19 protein-coding genes and 1 pseudogene are annotated in these 18515 nt (G+C 64.2%); 8 read left to right on the top strand and 12 right to left on the bottom strand.

Annotated elements, in window-relative coordinates:
• Positions 1 to 17 precede the first annotated feature (17 nt).
• The 3 genes from G335_RS0108840 to G335_RS0108830 are packed head-to-tail and all read left to right on the top strand — an operon-like array spanning position 18 to position 5347.
• The gene (locus tag G335_RS0108840; RefSeq protein WP_018951321.1) at positions 18 to 3260 is read left to right on the top strand and encodes a PAS domain S-box protein; all 3243 of its coding nucleotides are present in this window, start codon (positions 18 to 20) and stop codon (positions 3258 to 3260) included.
• A gap of 24 nt (positions 3261 to 3284) precedes the next feature.
• Positions 3285 to 3668 carry a response regulator gene (locus G335_RS0108835; RefSeq protein WP_018176503.1) on the top strand — a complete coding sequence of 128 codons (384 nt, stop codon included), beginning with the start codon at positions 3285 to 3287 and terminating at the stop codon, positions 3666 to 3668.
• On the top strand, positions 3665 to 5347 hold the full coding sequence (locus G335_RS0108830; protein ID WP_018176502.1) for a diguanylate cyclase: 1683 nt from the start codon (positions 3665 to 3667) through the stop codon (positions 5345 to 5347). Before G335_RS0108835 ends, G335_RS0108830 begins: the two co-directional genes overlap by 4 nt.
• Positions 5348 to 5392: 45 nt before the next feature.
• On the opposite strand, the pseudogene G335_RS14275 reads toward G335_RS0108830, so the two are convergent.
• Positions 5393 to 5726 (bottom strand): annotated as a pseudogene (locus G335_RS14275) (blue light sensor protein); the annotation flags it as partial.
• A 651-nt stretch (positions 5727 to 6377) separates the two neighbouring features.
• Here G335_RS14275 and G335_RS0108820 point away from each other — a divergent pair.
• A complete protein-coding gene (locus G335_RS0108820) occupies positions 6378 to 6662 on the top strand; it encodes a YqjD family protein (RefSeq protein ID WP_018146293.1) in 285 nt (94 codons plus the stop codon).
• Between the two features lie 41 nt (positions 6663 to 6703).
• On the top strand, positions 6704 to 6937 hold the full coding sequence (locus G335_RS0108815; RefSeq protein ID WP_018176500.1) for a hypothetical protein: 234 nt from the start codon (positions 6704 to 6706) through the stop codon (positions 6935 to 6937).
• 7 nt (positions 6938 to 6944) lie between these two features.
• Here the strand turns inward: G335_RS0108815 and G335_RS0108810 are convergent, their stop codons facing one another.
• From G335_RS0108810 to G335_RS0108790, 5 genes are all read right to left on the bottom strand, one after another.
• The gene (locus G335_RS0108810) at positions 6945 to 7394 is read right to left on the bottom strand and encodes a hypothetical protein (RefSeq protein ID WP_018176499.1); all 450 of its coding nucleotides are present in this window, start codon (positions 7392 to 7394) and stop codon (positions 6945 to 6947) included.
• Positions 7391 to 8572, bottom strand: a complete 1182-nt coding sequence (locus tag G335_RS0108805) for an AI-2E family transporter (RefSeq protein WP_018176498.1) — start codon at positions 8570 to 8572, stop codon at positions 7391 to 7393. The genes G335_RS0108810 and G335_RS0108805 overlap by 4 nt, the downstream gene beginning before the upstream one ends.
• A 15-nt stretch (positions 8573 to 8587) precedes the next feature.
• Entirely contained in the window at positions 8588 to 8821 is a 234-nt protein-coding gene (locus G335_RS0108800; RefSeq protein WP_018176497.1) for a DUF3185 family protein, read from the bottom strand.
• A 155-nt stretch (positions 8822 to 8976) separates the two neighbouring features.
• Positions 8977 to 9384 carry a PRC-barrel domain-containing protein gene (locus tag G335_RS0108795; protein WP_018176496.1) on the bottom strand — a complete coding sequence of 136 codons (408 nt, stop codon included), beginning with the start codon at positions 9382 to 9384 and terminating at the stop codon, positions 8977 to 8979.
• Positions 9381 to 9560, bottom strand: coding sequence for a CsbD family protein (locus tag G335_RS0108790; RefSeq protein WP_018176495.1), 180 nt, complete (start codon positions 9558 to 9560; stop codon positions 9381 to 9383). Before G335_RS0108790 ends, G335_RS0108795 begins: the two co-directional genes overlap by 4 nt.
• A 96-nt stretch (positions 9561 to 9656) precedes the next feature.
• On the opposite strand from G335_RS0108790, the gene G335_RS0108785 reads away from it, so the two are divergent.
• A complete protein-coding gene (locus G335_RS0108785) occupies positions 9657 to 10172 on the top strand; it encodes a DUF2254 family protein (RefSeq protein ID WP_369773008.1) in 516 nt (171 codons plus the stop codon).
• Between the two features lie 158 nt (positions 10173 to 10330).
• Here the strand turns inward: G335_RS0108785 and G335_RS0108780 are convergent, their stop codons facing one another.
• From G335_RS0108780 to G335_RS0108770, 3 genes are all read right to left on the bottom strand, one after another.
• Entirely contained in the window at positions 10331 to 10843 is a 513-nt protein-coding gene (locus G335_RS0108780) for a PRC-barrel domain-containing protein (protein ID WP_018176494.1), read from the bottom strand.
• Positions 10844 to 11375: 532 nt separating this feature from the next.
• Positions 11376 to 11957: a BLUF domain-containing protein gene (locus G335_RS0108775; protein ID WP_018176493.1), complete on the bottom strand. Its 582-nt coding sequence runs from the start codon at positions 11955 to 11957 to the stop codon at positions 11376 to 11378.
• A gap of 52 nt (positions 11958 to 12009) precedes the next feature.
• Positions 12010 to 12861: an HDOD domain-containing protein gene (locus tag G335_RS0108770; protein ID WP_018176492.1), complete on the bottom strand. Its 852-nt coding sequence runs from the start codon at positions 12859 to 12861 to the stop codon at positions 12010 to 12012.
• A gap of 130 nt (positions 12862 to 12991) precedes the next feature.
• On the opposite strand from G335_RS0108770, the gene G335_RS0108765 reads away from it, so the two are divergent.
• Complete coding sequence (locus G335_RS0108765; RefSeq protein ID WP_018146282.1) at positions 12992 to 13591, top strand: RNA ligase partner protein; 600 nt, start codon at positions 12992 to 12994, stop codon at positions 13589 to 13591.
• A gap of 88 nt (positions 13592 to 13679) precedes the next feature.
• Here the strand turns inward: G335_RS0108765 and G335_RS0108760 are convergent, their stop codons facing one another.
• Genes G335_RS0108760 through G335_RS0108750 form a run of 3 tightly spaced genes read right to left on the bottom strand, consistent with a single transcriptional unit; the run spans position 13680 to position 17860 of the window.
• Complete coding sequence (locus tag G335_RS0108760; protein ID WP_018146281.1) at positions 13680 to 14783, bottom strand: RNA ligase; 1104 nt, start codon at positions 14781 to 14783, stop codon at positions 13680 to 13682.
• Positions 14780 to 16450, bottom strand: a complete 1671-nt coding sequence (locus G335_RS0108755; protein ID WP_018176491.1) for a Na/Pi cotransporter family protein — start codon at positions 16448 to 16450, stop codon at positions 14780 to 14782. Before G335_RS0108755 ends, G335_RS0108760 begins: the two co-directional genes overlap by 4 nt.
• A gap of 9 nt (positions 16451 to 16459) precedes the next feature.
• Positions 16460 to 17860 (bottom strand): MBL fold metallo-hydrolase RNA specificity domain-containing protein, encoded by a 1401-nt coding sequence (locus G335_RS0108750; protein ID WP_018176490.1) that lies wholly within the window; start codon positions 17858 to 17860, stop codon positions 16460 to 16462.
• 156 nt (positions 17861 to 18016) lie between these two features.
• Here G335_RS0108750 and G335_RS0108745 point away from each other — a divergent pair, with 156 nt between their 5' ends.
• Positions 18017 to 18481 carry a YbhB/YbcL family Raf kinase inhibitor-like protein gene (locus G335_RS0108745; RefSeq protein ID WP_018176489.1) on the top strand — a complete coding sequence of 155 codons (465 nt, stop codon included), beginning with the start codon at positions 18017 to 18019 and terminating at the stop codon, positions 18479 to 18481.
• Positions 18482 to 18515: the final 34 nt, after the last annotated feature.

The raw sequence follows: 18515 nt of genomic DNA, 5'->3' as shown, positions 1-18515 counted from the left end.
CTTTGTGGTCAGAGCCGGTGGGCCGTGGGCTTGCGACGTTGGCGCTGGCCCTGCTGGCGGTGGCCGGCAATTACTTCCATCTGCCGCTGCTGTTCGGTCTGGACTTCATCTTCGGTTCGATCGCTGTGATGCTCGCGGTGCTGCTGCTGGGGACGCTGCCCGCGGTGATTGTCGCGATCGCCGGGGGGCTCTACACCCTGGTCCTGTGGGGCGTTCCGTATCCGATGGTGGTGTTTGTGATCGAGGCGTTGGTGGTGGGCCTCGTTTACCGGCGCTGGCTGCACAATGTGGTTGTGGCGGACCTGCTGTACTGGCTGGTGATCGGCGTTCCACTGGTATTGCTGTCCTATCGCGGCCTGATCGGGATGGACTGGGAACCCACCACCATGATCGCCCTGAAGCAGGCGGTGAATGCGCTGTTCAACACACTGATCGCCAGCTTGCTGGTGATGCTGTGGCGGTTGTCGGGTCGCGGCGCGCAGGCCTCCCGGCTGGGCAGGCCGTCGCTCGCGAGTCTGTTGTTCCACGCGATGCTGCCGGTCACCCTGCTGGCGGGCCTGGTCCCTATCCTGCACGAGGGCTATCAGCAGCGCGACGGGCACGAGGCCTTCATGGTCGAGCGCCTGCAGGAACGCGCCGAGAATCTGTCCGAGCGGCTCGCAACCGATTACCGCGAGGGACGGGTCCGCTATGACTACCATCTGGGGCGGGTGCAGACGCGCGAGGACCTGGGGCTTGCGATTGTGTCCCCGGAAGGTCGGGTGCTGGCCAGTCGGGGCGACGTCCGCAGCGTGCTGGAGGCGTCGGACGGCCAGGTGGAGCCCCGGGACCGGGAGCTTTCGATCTGGTTGCCGGGCGGTTCGATGTCGGCCGTGGGTCGCTGGGGACAGGGTTCCTACTTCGTTGACGCGCCGGTGGGCCCAGTGCCGGATGTCGGGCAGGTGTATGCGGAGATGCCGGCGGCGCCGGTGGTCCGGGCGCTGGAGCAGCAGCGCGTCGAGCTGTTTGCTCTGCTGACGATAATCGTGGCCCTGGCCATCCTGGTCTCGGCCGCCTTGAGTTATGCCATCAGCCGTCCATTGCGCAAGCTGGATGCGGTCAGTGCAGGACTGAGTTCGGACATTGCCGCGGGGCGTTCGCCGGTACTGCCGGAAAGCCGGATTCTCGAATACGACGGCCTGGCCGGGACCCTGCGGGAGATGTCGCGGCAGCTGGTGGCCAGTTTCCGCCAGCAGGCACAGGCACGTAGTGAACTCGAGTCCGAGGTGTGCGCGCGCACCTCGGAGCTTGCGCAGACAGCCGATCAGTTGCAGGCGGTTCTGGCGGCCGCGTCGGAATTCGCCATTGTGGTGACCGACCGCGATGGTCTGATCACCCTGTTCAATCCGGGTGCGGAGAAGATGACGGGCTATGCTGCCGACGAAATGGTTGGCAAGCAGTCACCCGCCCTGTTCCATGTGCCCGAGGAAATCGCCGCGCGCGTGGCGCAACTGAGCGCCGCCAGTGAACGGCCGATCGAAGGCTTCCGGGTCTTTACCGAGGTCGCGGATCGCGACGGTGCAGAAACCCGGGAGTGGACCTTTGTGCGCAAGGACGGCGTGCGCATCCCTGTTTCCCTGACGGTGACACCCCAGACCGACAAAAAGGGAAATATCAACGGCTACCTGGGTATCGCCGAGGACATCACCGAGCGCAAGGCGGCCGAACAGGCCCTGCGCGAGAGCGAAAAACGTTTCCGGGATGCCACTCAGCAGTTGACGCTGGCCACCGAGGCGGCGCATCTGGGTGTGTGGGATTTGAACCTCACCACTGGACGACTTGACTGGGATTCCGGAATGTTCCGTCTTTACGGCGTGTTACCCCGCGATTTCGGTCACCATGCCGATGACTGGAGGCGCGCATTGCTGCCCGAAGACATGGGGCACGCAGAAGCCAGCCTCGAAACGATCCTTACCCGTCCCGGGACACCCCGCGAGTTCACGTTCCGAATTCGTCGGGGCGATGGGGCGATACGTCATATTCGCGTTATGGCACAGGCGGTAACCGATGCGGCAGGTGTTGTCGTGCGGGCGATTGGCGTGAATGAAGACGTTACCGAGCGTATGGAGGCGGAGCGGGCCCTGGCGGAGCAGGCGCTTCGTACCCAGACGATTATCGATAACATCGTGGACGGGATCATCACGATCGATCGCGATGGGTTGATCCAGTCGTTCAACCCGGGTGCAAGTCGAATCTTCGGCTATGCGCCCCTTGAGGTTGTCGGACGCAATGTGAGCGTGTTGATGCCCGAGTCTGATCATGAGCGTCATGACTCTTACCTGCGTAATTACCAGGCCACGGGGAACCGGCGGGTGATTGACACCACCAGGGAACTGCAGGGGCGCCGCAAGGATGGGACCGTGTTCCCGATGGAACTCGCCGTATCGGAGGTCACGCAACACGGCGAGCCCCTTTATGTCGGTATGGTGCGTGACATCACCGAACGCAAGCGGGTGGAGCGCATGAAGAACGAATTTGTCTCCACCGTCAGCCATGAACTGCGTACCCCCCTGACATCGATTTCGGGGTCGCTGGGTATGCTGGCCAGCGGCGCCCTCGGCGAACTGTCGGGAAAAGCAAACGAAATGGTGACGATTGCCCAGCGCAACAGCCAGCGTCTGACGCTGTTGATCAACGATCTTCTCGATATGGAGAAGATCGCGGCGGGCAAGCTGCACTTCGAGATGCGCGCACAGCCGCTCCAGCCGCTGCTCGAGCAGGCGCTCGAGAGTCATCGGGGCCATGGTGCGCAGCACGACGTTAAACTGGTGCTCGATGGTGACGCGTCCGGGGGCGCGGTTCGGGTGGATGACCAGCGCCTGCTGCAGGTGATCGCCAATCTGCTGTCGAACGCGGTGAAGTTCTCGCCCCCGGGCGGGACCGTGCGGGTGTCGGCGCAGTCAGTGAGCGCGCCGACCGAAGGCGTCCGGGTCAGTGTGGCGGATGACGGGCCGGGTGTTCCGGACGATTTTCGCGAGCGCATCTTCGGGAAATTCGCGCAGGCGGATGCCTCCGACAGCCGAGCGAAGGGCGGGACGGGGCTTGGCCTCGCGATTAGCCGGGAACTGGTAGAGCATATGGGCGGGCGTATAGGCTTTGACTCCGTGGAGGGCGCGGGAGCGACGTTCTGGGTCGAGTTGCCGCTTGCCCGCGACGCGAATGTCAATCCATCCGGTTCAGAACCAGGGTCTGCCGCCGGCCGTTACGCCACGGGCCCGTAGCGGTTCACCCCAGGGGAGTGGAAAGTGTCCGAGTTGCAACGCATTCTCTATGTCGAAGACGAGCCGGATATTCAGGCGGTTGCCGAACTGGCCCTGGAGACGGTGGGTGGTTACACCGTGAAGACCTGTGCTTCGGGCGAGGAGGCGGTACGCGATGCCGAGGCATTTGCACCGGACCTGATCCTGCTGGATGTGATGATGCCCGGGATGGATGGTCCCACGACCCTGGAGGCCCTGCGCGGGATTCCGGCGCTGGCCGGGGTGCCGGTGGCCTTCATGACCGCCAAGGTGCAGCCCTCCGAGATCGAACACTACAAGTCACTGGGGGCGCGTGACGTGATTGCCAAGCCGTTCGACCCCATGACGCTCTCCGATCAGGTGCGGCGGATATGGCAGGGGGCGGCATGACGCCGGATACCACCGAGCAGGCCCTTCAGGCCCGTCTGGAACAGCTGCGTGCCCGGTACCTGGAGCGGCTTCCGGAGGAGCTGGCCGGGCTGAACACGCTTCAGGGCAGCCTGACCGGACAGGAACAGGATCGCGAGGTGCTCGACGAGCTGCAGCAGCGTCTGCACAAACTGGCGGGGTCCGGGGGGAGCTTCGGCTGCGCGTCGCTGAGCACGGCGGCCCGTGTGCTGGAGCAGCGGATCGGGGGCTGGCTGCAGGCGAAGGGTTTGTCGCTGGATGCGCCGACCCGGCGGTCCCTGGCGGACGAGCTGGCGGCCCTCGCGCGTACGGTGCCCGAAAGCCCAGAGCGCTCGGCGGTCCGGCGGATGCCGGATGCACGGAATGCCTCCGACAACGCCATGGCAATCTGGCTCGTCGAGGACGACGCGGAACTGGCCCGCCAACTCAAGCAGCAGCTGGATTCCTTCAACTACGAGGTTCAGGTGTTCAAGGGCATCGACGCGCTCCGGCGTGCGGTGGAAGATCAGCAGCCGGATCTGCTGCTCGTGGACGTGATGCTGGAAGATGGTCGCGAAAATGCGACCGAGCGGCTGGTGGACTGTCCGCAGGTCCAGGCGCTGGATTGCCCGCTGATCTTCCTCTCCGCGAATGATGACTTCCCGTCGCGTGTGCGCGCGGTACAACTGGGCGCGCAGGGGTATTTCCTGAAACCGTTGGATGTACCCCGCCTGGTAAGCCGCATCTCGCAAATCTTCCAGGAGCGCCACGCGCCGGCGCAGCGAGTGCTGATCGTGGACGATGATGCCGATCTTGCCGAGCATATGCGGCTGGTACTGACCGCGGCCGGGATGGAGGCCTGGGTGCTGGACGCGCCGCGCGAGATCATGGAGACGATCGCCGCGTTCCGGCCGGAACTGGTGCTGATGGATCTGTACATGCCCGAATACGCGGGCACCGACTTGGCGGGGGTGATCCGCCAGCACGAGGCCTACACCCATCTGCCGATTGTCTATTTGTCCGCGGAAACCGATATCGAGCGCCAGATCGACGCCATGGGCCGGGGCGCGGACGACTTTCTGACCAAGCCGATCTCCGACCTGCAGCTGGTGGCGGCCGCGCGTGCGCGGGTCGCGCGGGCTCGCCAGCTGGAGGAGCGGATCAACAAGGACAGCCTGACCGGGTTGCTCAAGCACGCCAGTATCAAGGAGGCCGCCAACCGGGAGGTGCTGCGCGCCCGCCGGATCGGTCGGCCGGTCACGCTGGCGATGCTCGATATTGACCACTTCAAGGTGGTTAATGACACATACGGGCACGCCGTAGGGGACGTGGTGATCAGCTCGATCGCAACCTTGCTGCGTCAGCGCCTGCGTCAGTCCGATATCATCGGCCGCTACGGCGGGGAAGAGTTCGTCGCGGTGCTGCCGGAATGCGAAGCGGAGCATGCCCGGCGGGTGCTGGAGGATATCCGCCGGAACTTTGCGTCACTGGATTTCGGCCGCAAGGGCGAGCGCTTCGGTTGCACCATCTCCATCGGCATGGTGTGTTCGGCCGACTACCCAGACCAGGACGGCCCCGAACTGCTGGTCGCCGCCGACGAGGCGCTCTACAAGGCCAAGCGCGGTGGTCGTAATCAGGTCCAGCAGGGGGTCCCGGCTCACACGCGCGAGGTCACGGACTAAACAGGGTGCGATGTGGCGACTTGCACGACGTGCTGCATTTGAACCCTACCCCGTTAGCAATCGGTGAGCCGCAGCCCCGATCACCCGGATCACGTTCGCGGCTGGGACCCGCCCAACGCCGAACAGCCGTTGATTGGTGCCGCGGGCGGCGTCTTCCGGGGGGCACACTCGCTCATTCGGGTTCGGAATAGGCGGTATCTCGCCTGTGGCGCAGCAGGTCCAGCATCGCGTCGATGAAGTCGTCGTCGAAGGCGAAGGGATCCAACCGGGCGCTAGCCGAAGCGTTGCAGCAGCCAGCGAACGTCCATGGCTGCAGCGACTATTTCATCGACCACTCGCCGGATCCCAGGCCCACCAGTGACTGCTCACGCAGCACCCGGCCCCCCTAGTGGCGGTCAATTCACGTCCAAATGGTGCAGCTGGGCGTCGCGTCTTCCTCGTAGGCGTGTCCTCAAAGTCTATATTCCGATGCCCACATGGCTAAGTCGGCAAACTCAGCATCCTTCGGAGTCGCCCCGTGGACAACCTATTGAGAGATCACAGCTAGGGAAACACTGATTAAGGTACACGCTTGCGTTGGTACCCCAGGTTTTCCGAGACCAGGCGCGTCGTGCAGCGGGTAGTGGTTCTACCCGCCCGTTTTGGATTTCTTCGGGGCGCAACGCAGGATCCGGCCATTCTCATTGAAACGGGGGGCACCAACCCGACAAGTGATTGAAAGAGTGGGCTCGGCCGCCCCTTGTTTATCAGAAGCGGGCGCGCGCAGGGCGCTGCGCCGCCCTTGTGCAGAATGACTGCACGGCGGTCACCGCGCCTTGTTCGCACGCCAAAGCGACTCGAGCGCGAACGTGCGATTCAATTAGCGTCTCCCTAGGCGGCTGAGTGTGCCGGTCCGTGAGGGTGGTAGCTTTTGTGCCTTTGTTCGCTACCGCGCAGACGGGTGGAGCCATTTCCGAGAAACTTTCCGTTGCTTGTCGGTGGATGCTGATCGGCATCCACCTTTATCCCACCACAGCAACGGGAAATAGCCATGAATACACCAGGCAGTAGCGAACACGCCACCACCGATCGCATCTCGGAGCGCGCTCACGAGACTGTAGACCAGGCCGCCAGGGGCGCCGGCAAGGCCGAAGAACGGATCCGCCATGGGGCGGCGAGCGCGGAGGAGAAAGCCAAGGAGGCCGGGGCGAAGGTCAAGGAGCACTCCGAAGAGGCCCTGCAATCGGTTAGTGGCTTCGTGCGGGAAAATCCTTTGCTTTCCCTGGGTCTCGCATTCGCGGCGGGGACCTTGGTGGCTGCTTTACGGCGCCGTTGATCGTGTTCCGTGGCCACCAGTTAAGGCAGGAGGCCGCGCACTTGCGCGGCCGAATTGATCACGGTGCCGGCCTTGTGCGCTGGCGGATCGACCGCTTGCTGCACCGGGCACGGGCCCTGGCCCGCCGGCCTGCTGTGCTGGCCATTGCCTTTGGGTGTGGCCTGTTGGCCGGTCGCCTGGATATGCTCGGCATCAAATATACCTATGGAATCCTGGCAGGCCAGATGAAAGCCTGGCGGATTGCCTCCAGTCTGATCGGCTCGCCGCTTCGCTGACCGCGACCTATTTCTCGGGGCGCTGCGGTTCTGCTTCCGGGGGGTGCTGCTCTGCAGCGTCAACGAGCGATCTCGCCTGGACGAGCAAGCTGTTAACGCTCGCCCGGCTCTCACGGAACGTGAGGTCGCGGGTGATGTGCCGGAGTCGCCAGAAGGCCAGCGCCGCCAGCGCCAGATGTGCGAGCGTTACCGTCAGCAGCGCGCCCGTCAGGCTGAAGGCCTGCAGGCTGGCCAGGGCGACCACCAGACTCGCCCCGGCAAACAGCCAGCCGCCCACCAACAGAAGCGCAATCATCACGGTGAGCCCGATCATCATCAGCACCGTGTGTCCGAACAGCCGCGCCTCTACCGCAAGAAGGCGAGCGATGTCCGCCGCCAGGGTCTTCAGGATTTGCGTGATGTCCTGGCTGCGGTCGTGACCGCCATCCTCGTCCTGACTGGGATCTGTTTCCTTCATGGTCGTGCGTCCTCCCGGCTACTCAGCGCGTGTTTCAGGCTGGACTTGATTTCACCCCAGATGGCCACAAAGAACGCCGTCAAAGGAATCGCGAGTACCATCCCGATAATCCCGTTCAGGGCGGTGCCCCAGAAGAACAGGGAAATGATGACAAGTGCGGGGTGCAGGCCAGAGCGGTTGGACATGATCTTCGGCGTCAGCAACCAGCTTTCGATCAGTTGTATCACTGCGAACGCGAGTACGGTCAGCATCAATAGCTCAATGCCGCCATCCGGCTGAAGGTAGGCCAGGGGCAGAATCACCAACAGTCCGATCAGGGTTCCCAGGAAGGGGACGATATTCAGCAGTCCCAGCACGAGCCCGGCAAGCACGCCGTATTGCAGGCCGATGAGCGTGAAGCTGAGCGCATACAGGGCCCCCATGATCATGGCGATCATCAGTTGACCCTGGAAGAAGGCGGTGATGTATCCCACGAAAACATCCATGAAATAGAGTATTTTCTGCTGAGTGCGCCCTTGGAATATGGATAACAGTTCCGATGCCTTTCCCCGCAGCGAGTCACCCGAGAGCAGCGCGAAGAAGAGAAACAGCGGAACGAAGCTGATACCCGCCAATATCCCCAAATAGGACATAACGGTCTCTCCGGTGACTTCCAGAGAAGACTCGGACTCCCCCCCATTGCCGGCTTCCAGGCGTTCCGAAATCATGGCGCTAATTTCCGGAAAGTAAAACGAAAAATGATCCTCCCAGCGCGCCAGGGTCTCGGGCAAGGCGGTTACCAGCTGAACGATCTGGGCGGTCAGGGTGGGGACAAGAAAGAACAACAGGGCGCCGACCCCAAGAAAGAAGATCGCCATCAGCAGCATGATGGCCAGCCATCTGGGCAAGCGAAGCCGGGTCTCGAGAAAATTCACTACTGGATGAAGCACCAGCGCCAGGATGCCTGCGATCGAGAGCGACAGGAGGAGGTTGTAGAACGTGCTCAGTATCCAGCCTAGAGACCACGCAACAATCGCGATCAGCGCGGTCAACGCCACTAGGGACAGCAAGACCGCCGTATAGCGGAACAAGCGAAGCTCGGCGGCGTTGAACAGTCGTTTATGCGGGCGTAACCCGGCGCGGTCCTGAGCAGCCCTCCCGCCCCCTTCATCGAGGGATTCCTCCGTGTCGTGGGGCATTGTGGGGGGCCTGGCTCAGGTCCTTGACGATTTGCCGAAGAAGAACAACCCGACACCGGCCGCTGCGGAAGCCGCGCCCAGGACCAGAAACCAAATGGTGGAGTCCGTGAAACTGCCGGTAACGGCCTCGGTCACCTGGTCGCCGAGACTTTGGGATGAGCGATACGCAAAGAACAGCAGGATCAGGCCCACAACAATCAAAACAACTGCCAGGATCTTGTTCAGTGCCAGAGTTTCATTAGTCGCCATGGTTAATCGTCCTAATGGATGAGGGGTCGTTATTCAATGATGGCGTGCGGGAAAAGTCGCGGTGTTGGAAACCGCAACCGTCAATAGTGTCCACCATGCATGGGGGCGCCTACACGGTTAAGCCGGCCACAAGGTTCCACCGGTACCTCGCGCGATCACCCCGCAGCGTCATCCCTGGCGTAGTAGGAATCCACAGTTGAATGCCAGGTTGCGTCGGCCATGTTGGGCCATTCATCCTTGGGAAACCCTGGTGCGTTCTTTAACCACTCGGGATCGGCGTCAAGCAAAAATCGCTTGTGCTCCTTGTCGTGCTTCAAAGCCTTCCACGGGATCGCGAATAAACGATCACCCATGCCTAGAAAACCGCCTGAGGCCAGGACCGCGTACCGTATTTCGCCCTCGCTGATGTCAAGCATCACGTCCAGGATCTTGCCCAGCTTCTCTTCCCGCAGGTTGCAGACCTCGTCACCGGTTATGGTGCTGGCGCTCACTAGCGTGGGTCCGACATGTGTGTCGTTGGAGGCTTCTTGGCCACTTTCCGAGCCGGGTGCAGAGCCGATCATTCGGTTTTCTTCTTGGCGTCGCTCTTGAGGTCCCCGTACTTGGCTTGAGCCTTGCCGGCATGCTTCTCGGCCTTACCCTTGACCTCGGTGCTCTTGTCGCCGGTCGCCTTGCCAGCAACTTCCTTTAGCTTCCCTTTGGCTTCTTTCCCATGACCTTTGCTTTGATCCTTGTTCATCAGATGATCTCCAGGTAGTGGTAGCGCTCGTTGTCGGCCTCTTCCACGCGGTCAGTAGAGGCAGCTTGAAGCTTCCAAACTAGGGCAAGCCCGGGGGTGGGTCTGTGCGCTGCCCAACATATACAGAGGCCCTGGAAGGCCTTGGGATCAAGAGCGCGTGTGCAAGGATGCTGGAGGCGAAGTGGACAGACATTCGCGCTTGTCGCGTTGTCGGAGATCGCCGACAAGGCGCTGTCGCCTGGCACCAATGATCCGGGGACTGCGATCAATGTAACCGGATCAATGGTCCGGCTGTTTACACTTTGGGTATCACCGCTGGAGAAGGACAGGGTGGCGGAAATCACCTATGACCGGGTATTCGTGCCGAGCTTGGAGGTCGACGACTTGTTCGACGACGCATGTACGGCTCTGGCTCGTGACGGTGCCGGTTTCGTTGAAGTTGCGATCCGACTGCAGAAGGCTTTTTGTGCGTTGGCCGAGACCGATGACCAGGCGATGATCGCGGTCGCCAGAAGGCATCCACGCATGGCACTGGCCCGCTCCGAACACGCCATGTCATTGCAGGACGATATCGAGGCAGTGCGCAGGGCAGCAGCATTTTCGGCCGTGTAGTACAGGACGAGCAGAACGCGGCCGGGCGGAAATCGATACAGCGAACACTATCGCGTGCAGGTATGTGGTACTGGAGCTGTGGAGTCCAGGCATAAAAAAGGCAGGGGCTTTCGCCCCTGCCGTCTGGTCATCCCACTAGATCTGGGTTGTGCTTGCGATCAATCGCGGCGTTCGAACTCCGGCGCAGAGCGCAGCTCTTCACGGGTTACGTCAACGCGAAGCTCCCGATCATCCGCCGAGCCGGAGGTGGTCACGTGACCCCAGCCAATGGCGACGTCTTTCTCGCCCATGCCCAGGAATCCGCCAACACCGATCACAATAGCGACGACCTGGCCGTTCTCGTCAATGATCAGGTCATCGACCGAACCGAGATCTTCATCGCTCGTGGTTTTAACATCAGTGCCGATCAGCTCGCTCACGTGCATGCTGTTGGCCGGTGAAGAGTCCATATAGCCGCGGTGTTGCATGCGAGCCTCGTCGCGGGTGGCACGGTAATCTTCCGCACTTTTCGAGTCAGACTGGCCGGCGCGCTGGCCCTGTTCACTCTGGGTGCTCTGCGCTTCGCGTTCAACGTCCTGCTCATCGTACTGCTGTGCCAGCACAGAACCTGCGCCGAGGGTGATGGCTGGGGTGACCAAAGCGTAAAAGGCAAATGAATGTAGCTTGTTCATGTGAATCTCCTTCGAAACGGATATCCCGGCTTGGAAAAATGTCCGTTTTAACGGCTTCATCAAAACCTGTCCTTCCTGGCGACATTGCCGGGAGGGGACTGAATCGCCACGTTGCAGCGGATTCAGGATGAGGGTTCAAAATAGGCGCAGGACGTTAACGGGTCTGTTCGCTGGCACACTGACGGCGGCCGTTCGCCTTCGTTGTGGTCGCTGAGTGTTGAAAATGTGAAGGGATTTGCGGTTCTAAAAAGCGATGGGTCAAGGTGCCCCGGCGTGGCGGGTCGGACGACAGGACCTGAACGTACCCGGGAGGGAGCGTGAAGCACCATGGAAATGGCTCTTGCGGACTGCGTATTCGAACGCCGCGAGCCGGTGGTGGGGTGGACCGGGGGCCTTGGCAATAGGTGAGGTGCGTGCGCCAATCCCGGGGTTGTATGCGCGCGGGGTGCATGAAGGCCGGGCGAAGGGCGCCATCGGGGTGGGTTCCGAATGCGCGCATGTCGCGAGCGACGAGCGCGCGCGAAGTGTTTCCCTAGGTGGCCAGCAGCAGGTAGGCGGCCGCCCCGATCACGCCGGCCAGAATCGCGACTGCGATCAGCCCAACGCCGAACAACAGGCGATTGGTGCGGCGGGCGGCGTCTTGGGGGCTGGCCGGCGCCGGTCGCTCGGGTTCGGCGTGCGCGGTATCCCGCCCGTGGCGCAGGAGGTCCAGCATCGCGTCGATGCGGTCGTTGTCGAAGGCGAAGGGGTCGAACCGGCGTTGGCCGAAGCGTTGCAGCAGTTGGCGAACGTCCACGGCCGCCGGGACGTATTTCATGGACCATTCGCCGAATCCCGGGGTATCCAGTGACTGCTCGCGCAGCACCCGGACCTCTTCGTGGCGACGATCACGGCGGATGCGGTCGACGGTTTCGCGCACTGCATCCGGGTCACCCTCCAGGCACTGGAAGAAGTGCCCGTCGCCGTAATAGAGCGCGCCGACAATCCCGCTGCGCGGGTTGTTCTGGCGCGACTGCATCAGGATGCGACTGACTTCGGGCTCAATGCCCTGGTTGGACGTGTTTTCGCGAAACGTGGCGCGCGAGGCGTAGACGAGCTGGAGAATGGCGGGCATGCGGACGTCCTTCCTGGGAAGTAAGGAGAAGACCGCCCCCGCTGCGTGGGGTTCACTCAATCATCTGGTTTACGTGTTCCAGACCGATCGCGTCGTCTTCCCAGTTCAGCTGGGTCGTGCCGGGCTTGGCGGCCAGGCGGCGGATGGCGGCAACCGCGTTGCGGTCGATGGAGGCCAGGCGATGCCGCGTGGCGCTGTGACTCTCGATGTTGGCCGCCTGCAGGATGTCGCTGTAGTTGACCGGTTCGCCATCCTCCGGCTCGCGCTTGAGGTTCTCGTGTTCGGCCACTGCGCGGATGATCTCCGGCTCGAAATTCCAGTTTTTCAGCATCGCGCGGCCGATGGGGACATGCGCGGCGTCGGCGGCGGCCTGCAGGGCGCGCGGGTCCTCGTAGATCTCGGGTGTCTTCTCCGCGCGGCGCAGGATCGGGATCATGCCGATGTCGTGCACCAACCCGGCGAGCAGCGCGGTATCGGGGTCCAGGTGCGGGTGTCGGCGGGCTAGCAGATAGCTGATGATCGCCACCTCCAGGCTGTGGTTCCACAGTTCTTCCATGCGTACGCGGATCATCTCGTTCCCGCTCTGGAAGACCTCCTTCATCGACAGCGCAATGATGGTCTGGCGGGCGCGTTCCATCCCCAGGCGCGTGATGGCGGAGCGAATGGTCGCGCAGCGCGTGAGCCCACGATAGGCCGGGCTGTTGGCGTGCCGCACCAGGCGCGAGGCCAGGGCCGTGTCGCGCGAGATCAGGTTGACCAGATCAACAATGGAGCTGGACTCGTCCTGGGTGATGAACAATGCCTGCACCGAGACATCGGGCAGGGTCGGGATCTCGATCTGGTGACGTTCGAGGTCCTCGCGCAGGCGCTCCAGAAACTTTTCGACTTCCGCTCGGGTGGCCAAGGGCAATCCATGTCCGGCTGGGAAATGACGCGCTGATTATGCCATACCCGTCCTCGCGGACGGGGGATCCGCGCCGGTTGACGGGCCGCTGGCCCCTGCCGATGATGAAGGGAGCCGACAGGAGGTCGTGATGCGCCGATTCGTGCTGGATACCAGTGTCTTTACCAACCCGCATGTGGCCGGGCAGTTCGGCGAGGATGCCGAAGACATCCTGCGGACCTTCCTCACCCTGGCGCGCCATTGCCCCGCCGAGTTCTACATGCCGTTGTCGGTGTACGAGGAGTTTCGCGGCATGCGTGACCTCGAGGCCATGGCGGCCGATTTCGAGACCGTGGTCTGGGTGCGTTCGCCGCGGCGCTTCGCCCTGATGCTGCCGAGCGACATCCTCTACGAATTCATCGACGAGGTGCGTACGCGGATTGACCGCGGCCTGCGCATTGCGGAGGAGCATACCCGCCAGGCGGGGGCGGCCGAATCGCTCAAGCCCGAGCTGATCACCCAGCTGCGCGAGCGTTTCCGCGAGGCGATGCGCAAGGGACTGGTGGATTCGCGCGAAGACGTCGATGCCGTGCTGCTGGCGATGGAGCTGGACGCCGAACTGGCCAGTGCCGACGAGGGCATGCGCAAGCTGGGCAACCGCATGGGCATCAAGCTGGTCACCGCCGACTACCTGCGTCGGGTGATGGAGAATCTCTCCGAGTCGGGTATCCCCGGTCAGGGCGGCGCATGAGGCCGCAAGTCGGGGACTTTCCCGTGTTCGCCTGCAAGCAGGCTCCTACAAAGTAGAACCCGTAGGAGCCTGCTTGCAGGCGAAGAGCTCAGTCGTATTGGCGGTCGCCGGCCAGGGCCGAGGCCAGGGTGCCGGTGATCCGGTCGAACAGGCGCTCGAACTCCAGCAGCCAGTAGCCGTTTTCCTCCTGGCGCGGCGTGTCCGGCAGGAAGCGCACATGGCGCCCGCCGGTGGCCTGCATGTGATCGATGAAGCGCTGGGCCCCGGCGTGTTCGCGGAAGCGACAGCGGTAGGTGTGGCCGACGCGTCCCTCGCGCCGGCTCTTGTCCACCGCGGTCGCCAGCCCGGACAGCAGGGCCGCGCCCAGTTCGCGTTCCACGGCGACGCGCTCCGCGGGTGGGTGTTCGGCGAGAAAGATGGCCAGGCGGGTCAGACGGTTGGTGAAATACTCCGGCGGCAGGTCCAGCAGCTGTTCGGAACACACGCGGATGTCGTTGATGCAGGAACCCCCGGCCACGTACTTGGCGCGGTGCTCGCCATCCGCGGTCTTCAGTACCAGGCCCTCGGCACCCTCGGCATCCAGTTGCCGGATCAGGCGGCCCAGGGCCTCGGTGTCTGCGGGCGTGAACCGTCCATGCAGCGGCGCCGGTGGCAGGTCATGGCGCTCCATCAGTGCAAACTTTTCGTCCTGCGGCACAAAGCCCGGCTGGCCGAGCCGCATCAGGTCGAACACGAACAAGCCGACGTCGTCCGCGACGCGCGGGGTGGAGCCCTCCAGATAGGGCGTGTCCGGCCCGGCGATTTCCGTGCAGAGCACCAGATCGGGTTCCGCCTCGAACACCGCGAGGTCCACGAAATCCGGCACCCGGTCGGTACTGAATGCACAGACAAACCCGCCCCGGCTGAAGGCGACGACCCGGCCTTCCCAGCGCAGGATGCGCACGTTGAAGCCGTCGATCTTCTCCTCCGCCCAGAACGGCTGATCGAACTGACGCGGCAGCCCGGCCTCCAGCGACTGGATGCGCCCGATGGCCGGGTAGCCGGGGACCACCGAGCCATCCGGAAGCACCACGGAACCGCGCGGGTAGTGATTCACCGGCTCGAGCAGCCGGGCGTATTCCAGCCCGTCGAACGTCAGGGCCTCGGCCCGGTGGTTCGCGATGGCGTCCTGCAGGGTTTCGCCGTCGATCATGCGTTCTCCGGTTCCAGCGTCTTGCGCAGCCCCTGGATCTGGTCTTCCAGGGCCTCGGTGTGGCGGCGGGCCTTGTCGGCCTGGGTGACCAGGCGTCGGGCCATACTGATGATGCGGAGTTGGCGTTCCATCTCGGTCATGCTCAGCGAGCCGAAGGTGCCTTCGCGCAGCAGGGCTGCCTTCAGTTCGGCGTAGGCCGTCTCCACCGTGCTTACGGCTTCGGTGGCCGCCAGGTCTCTGCCGTTGCCGCTTTCCAGGTTGGCGAGATCGAGGGCGCGGATCGCTTGCTCCTGCCAAGCGCGGCGCTGTTCGCTGACGATCGGGCGCTCCTCACCGGTCGAGTGGCGGCGAAGCTCGGCGATCTGGTCGGCCAGCGCCGCGGTCTCGCGATGATAGCGGGCGATACGTACCGCCTCGGCGATGCCGTGCCCGACCGCCTCGGGCATCGGGTGGTTGGCCGTGCGGGCGGCGAAATCGCTGATGGCAGTGGTCAGCTGTTCCACGGCGGCGCGCCGTGCGTCCAGGGTGCCCGCGGCCGGCGGGTCCGGGCGCAGGGCCTCGCGCGCCATGGAGTGGCTGATGTCGGCCAGGCGCTCGGTTTCCTGCAACAACGACTGCAGCGCCAGATCGGGGACGCCCCCGCTGTGCTTGTCGAGAAAGCGCGGCTGGGCGATGTCTTCCTCCCGGGTGCGGAAGCGCGTCTGCAGGAAGCGGATCATCGGTGGGGCAACCGGAACCATCAGCGCCACGCCCAGCAGGTTAAAGGCGGTGTGGAACAGGGCCAGCAGTACCGCGGGGGCGGGGGCCTCGCCGGTGCTGCCCCAGATCCAGGCGATCGCGGCCAGGAACCACGGCAGAATTAGCAGCGCAACAATCGCGGTCAGGCCGTTGAATATCACGTGTGCGGCGGCCACGCGTTTGGCGTTCGGGGTGGCACCGATGACCACCAGCAGGGCCTTCACCGTGGTGCCGAGATTGGCACCGATCACTGCGGCGGCCGCGGCCTCCAGTGGCACCGCACCACTCATCGCGGCGGTCAGGGCCATCGCCATTGATGCCGACGAGCTCTGCATCAGCACGGTCAGCAGTGCGCCGATGCCAACCATGATCAACAGCCCGGCAAAGCCCGGCCGCGCCAGGGCGGAGAGGTCGAAGGTCGCGCTCAGGCCCTCGAAGGTCTCGCGCAGCACGTCGATCCCGAAGAACAACAGACCGAAACCGGCCAGGGCCAGACCCAGGTAGCGCGGGCGCGCGGCCTTCATGAACAGGTAGAGCAGGGCGCCGATGCCGATGGCGGGCAGGGCGAAGGCCTCGATCCGGATGTTGAAGCCGATCAGGGCGACCAGCCAGCCGGTCATGGTGGTGCCGACATTGGAGCCGAAGATCACCCAGACCGACTGGCCGAGGGTCAAAAGCCCCGCGTTGGCGAAGCCGATGGTGGCGACGGTGACCGCGCTGGAGGACTGGACCAGCGCGGTCACGCCCATCCCGGAGGCGAGTGCGCGCGGGCGAGTCCGCGTCCACACGCCCAGGATGTGTTGCAGGGCCTTGCCGCCGGCGGTCTTCAGGCCGTCGGTCAGTAGCGTCATGCCGAGGAGGAACAGCCCGAGCCCGCCGAGGAAGCCGGCGATCAGGGCGTAGGTGCTGACGGCTTCGGCCTCAGGCATGCGAGCGGATTACAGCGTGATGGTCTCGCCAAAGGCCGGCACGTGGGCCTCGGCGCCCAGCTCGTCGCGCAGGCCGGCGGCCAGCGCCTCGCGTGCCTCCGGCTCGCCGTGAACCAGGTGGAACACCGGCTGATCGCGGAAGCCGCGCGCCCAGTCCAGTAGCTGAGTACGCCCGGCGTGGGCGGAGAAGCCGCCCAGGGTGTGGACCTTCGCGTTGACCGCGACCTCGTCGCCCAGCAGCTTGACCCGCTCGGCGCCATCGACCAGCCGCCGTCCCAGCGTACCCGAGGCCTGGAAGCCGACGATGACCAGGTGCGCCTCGCGCCGCCACAGGTTGTATTTCATGTGATGACGGATGCGCCCGCCGTTGCACATGCCGGCCCCGGCGATGATGATCGCGCCGCCAGTGATGCGGTTGATCGCCATGGATTCCTCGACCGTGCGACAGACCTGCAGCCCGGGCAGGTAACCACCGGGGTCGCCGTTCGCCGCCTTGTGCAGGCGCTCCATGTCCTCGCTTTTCAGGGACTTGTGCAGCCGGGCATAGAGTTCGGTCACCTTGATCGCCATCGGGCTGTCGAGGAATACCTTCTGCTGCGGCAGGCGCCCGGCGTGGTGCAGCATGCCCAGGTGGTAGAGGATCTCCTGGGTGCGCCCGACCGCGAAGGCCGGGATCATCACGTTGCCACCGCTGGCGTCGGCCTCCGCGAGGATCTGCGCGAATTCCTCGATGGTCTCGTCCATGGGCCGGTGATCGCGATCGCCGTAGGTGCTTTCCAGCAGCACGTGATCCGCGTGTTCCATCCGCGCGGGTTCGTGCATCAGCACGGCGTCGGGGTTGCCGAGGTCGCCGGAGAAGACCAGGTGCCGGTCGCGCCCGCCGGACGGCACGATCAGGTCGACGATCGCGGAGCCGAGGATGTGGCCGGCGTCCCGGAAGGTCAGCCGGATGTCGCCGGCAATGGTTTGCGTATCGCCGTAGGGCACGGCCTTGCAGAGCCCCAGGGTAGTCGCGACGTCGTCGATGTCGTAGACCGGCTCGACCAGGGGCTTGTCCGCGCGCCGGCGCCACTTGTTCTCCCACTCGATGTCCTTGCTCATCACGAAGGCGGCGTCCTCGAGCATGATCTCGAGCAGCTCCTCGGTCCCCGGTGTGCAGTAGATCGGGCCGCGGTAGCCGTCGCGAACCAGCTTGGGCAGGAGCCCCGAGTGATCCAGGTGGCCGTGGGACAGGACGACGGCGTCGAGCTGACCGGCGAGTTCCGCGAGCGGTTCGCGGTTGGCCTCGTCGGCGTCATTGCCGCCCTGATGCAGGCCGCATTCCAGCAGGATGCGGGCATCGTCGGTCTCGAGGAGATAGCGCGACCCGGTGACCTCGCCGGTCGCGCCCTTGAAGGTGAGCTGTGCCATGTCTCGAAGTGTACGCACGGAGCGGGCTCTGTGTGCAACCGTGCGGGGGTGGTTCGTTGACCGGGATCAATTCCGGTTGCGATCCGGTCTCGCGGCGGTTGACCCGCTGGCGGCGGCGGGGGAGGCTGAGGATCTGTGGATACAGGAGACGAGGGGATGCGGCTGATCAGTCCTGCCTTCCGTGACGGCGAAGTGATGCCGATCGAGGTGTCGGCCCGCGATGCCAACGAGCTGCCACCACTGGAGATTCATGAGGTTCCGGATGGCGCACAGAGCCTCGCGCTGATCCTTGAGGACCTGGATTCGCCGCTGGGCGAGGTGACGCACTGGCTGGTCTGGAACCTGCCGCCAGACACGCATCGGGTGGACTCGCTGCATCTGCCGAGTCAGGGGCGCGTGGGCCTGGATGCCTTCGGCAAGGCCGGGTATCTGGGCCCGATCCCGCCGGAGGGCTGCCACCACTATCGTTTCCGCCTGCTCGCCCTGGATGAGGCGCTGGATCTGGCGCCGGGTGCGACGCGCACGCAGTTCGACGTCGCGGCCGAGGGGCATGTGCTGGCCAAGGCCGATCTGACCGGCGGGCTTTGTGCGGGCACCCCGGACTCCGACGCGTCGAACTGATGCCCATCCCCGGACTGAAGCCAGGCCGTTCATC

Source organism: Thioalkalivibrio sp. AKL8 (assembly GCF_000380525.1).
In the GTDB taxonomy this organism is placed as follows: domain Bacteria; phylum Pseudomonadota; class Gammaproteobacteria; order Ectothiorhodospirales; family Ectothiorhodospiraceae; genus Thioalkalivibrio; species Thioalkalivibrio versutus.
The sequence above is the reverse complement of the archived record's forward strand: the minus strand, read 5'-3'. Positions and strand labels throughout refer to the sequence as shown.

Coding starts and splice junctions, on each gene's coding strand:
- G335_RS0108830 (WP_018176502.1), top strand. CDS start 3,665: ATGACGCCGGATACCACCGAGCAGGCCCTTCAGGCCCGTCTGGAACAG.
- G335_RS0108820 (WP_018146293.1), top strand. CDS start 6,378: ATGAATACACCAGGCAGTAGCGAACACGCCACCACCGATCGCATCTCG.
- G335_RS0108810 (WP_018176499.1), bottom strand. CDS start 7,394: ATGAAGGAAACAGATCCCAGTCAGGACGAGGATGGCGGTCACGACCGC.
- G335_RS0108805 (WP_018176498.1), bottom strand. CDS start 8,572: ATGCCCCACGACACGGAGGAATCCCTCGATGAAGGGGGCGGGAGGGCT.
- G335_RS0108800 (WP_018176497.1), bottom strand. CDS start 8,821: ATGGCGACTAATGAAACTCTGGCACTGAACAAGATCCTGGCAGTTGTT.
- G335_RS0108795 (WP_018176496.1), bottom strand. CDS start 9,384: ATGATCGGCTCTGCACCCGGCTCGGAAAGTGGCCAAGAAGCCTCCAAC.
- G335_RS0108790 (WP_018176495.1), bottom strand. CDS start 9,560: ATGAACAAGGATCAAAGCAAAGGTCATGGGAAAGAAGCCAAAGGGAAG.
- G335_RS0108780 (WP_018176494.1), bottom strand. CDS start 10,843: ATGAACAAGCTACATTCATTTGCCTTTTACGCTTTGGTCACCCCAGCC.
- G335_RS0108775 (WP_018176493.1), bottom strand. CDS start 11,957: ATGCCCGCCATTCTCCAGCTCGTCTACGCCTCGCGCGCCACGTTTCGC.
- G335_RS0108765 (WP_018146282.1), top strand. CDS start 12,992: ATGCGCCGATTCGTGCTGGATACCAGTGTCTTTACCAACCCGCATGTG.
- G335_RS0108760 (WP_018146281.1), bottom strand. CDS start 14,783: ATGATCGACGGCGAAACCCTGCAGGACGCCATCGCGAACCACCGGGCC.
- G335_RS0108755 (WP_018176491.1), bottom strand. CDS start 16,450: ATGCCTGAGGCCGAAGCCGTCAGCACCTACGCCCTGATCGCCGGCTTC.
- G335_RS0108750 (WP_018176490.1), bottom strand. CDS start 17,860: ATGGCACAGCTCACCTTCAAGGGCGCGACCGGCGAGGTCACCGGGTCG.
- G335_RS0108745 (WP_018176489.1), top strand. CDS start 18,017: ATGCGGCTGATCAGTCCTGCCTTCCGTGACGGCGAAGTGATGCCGATC.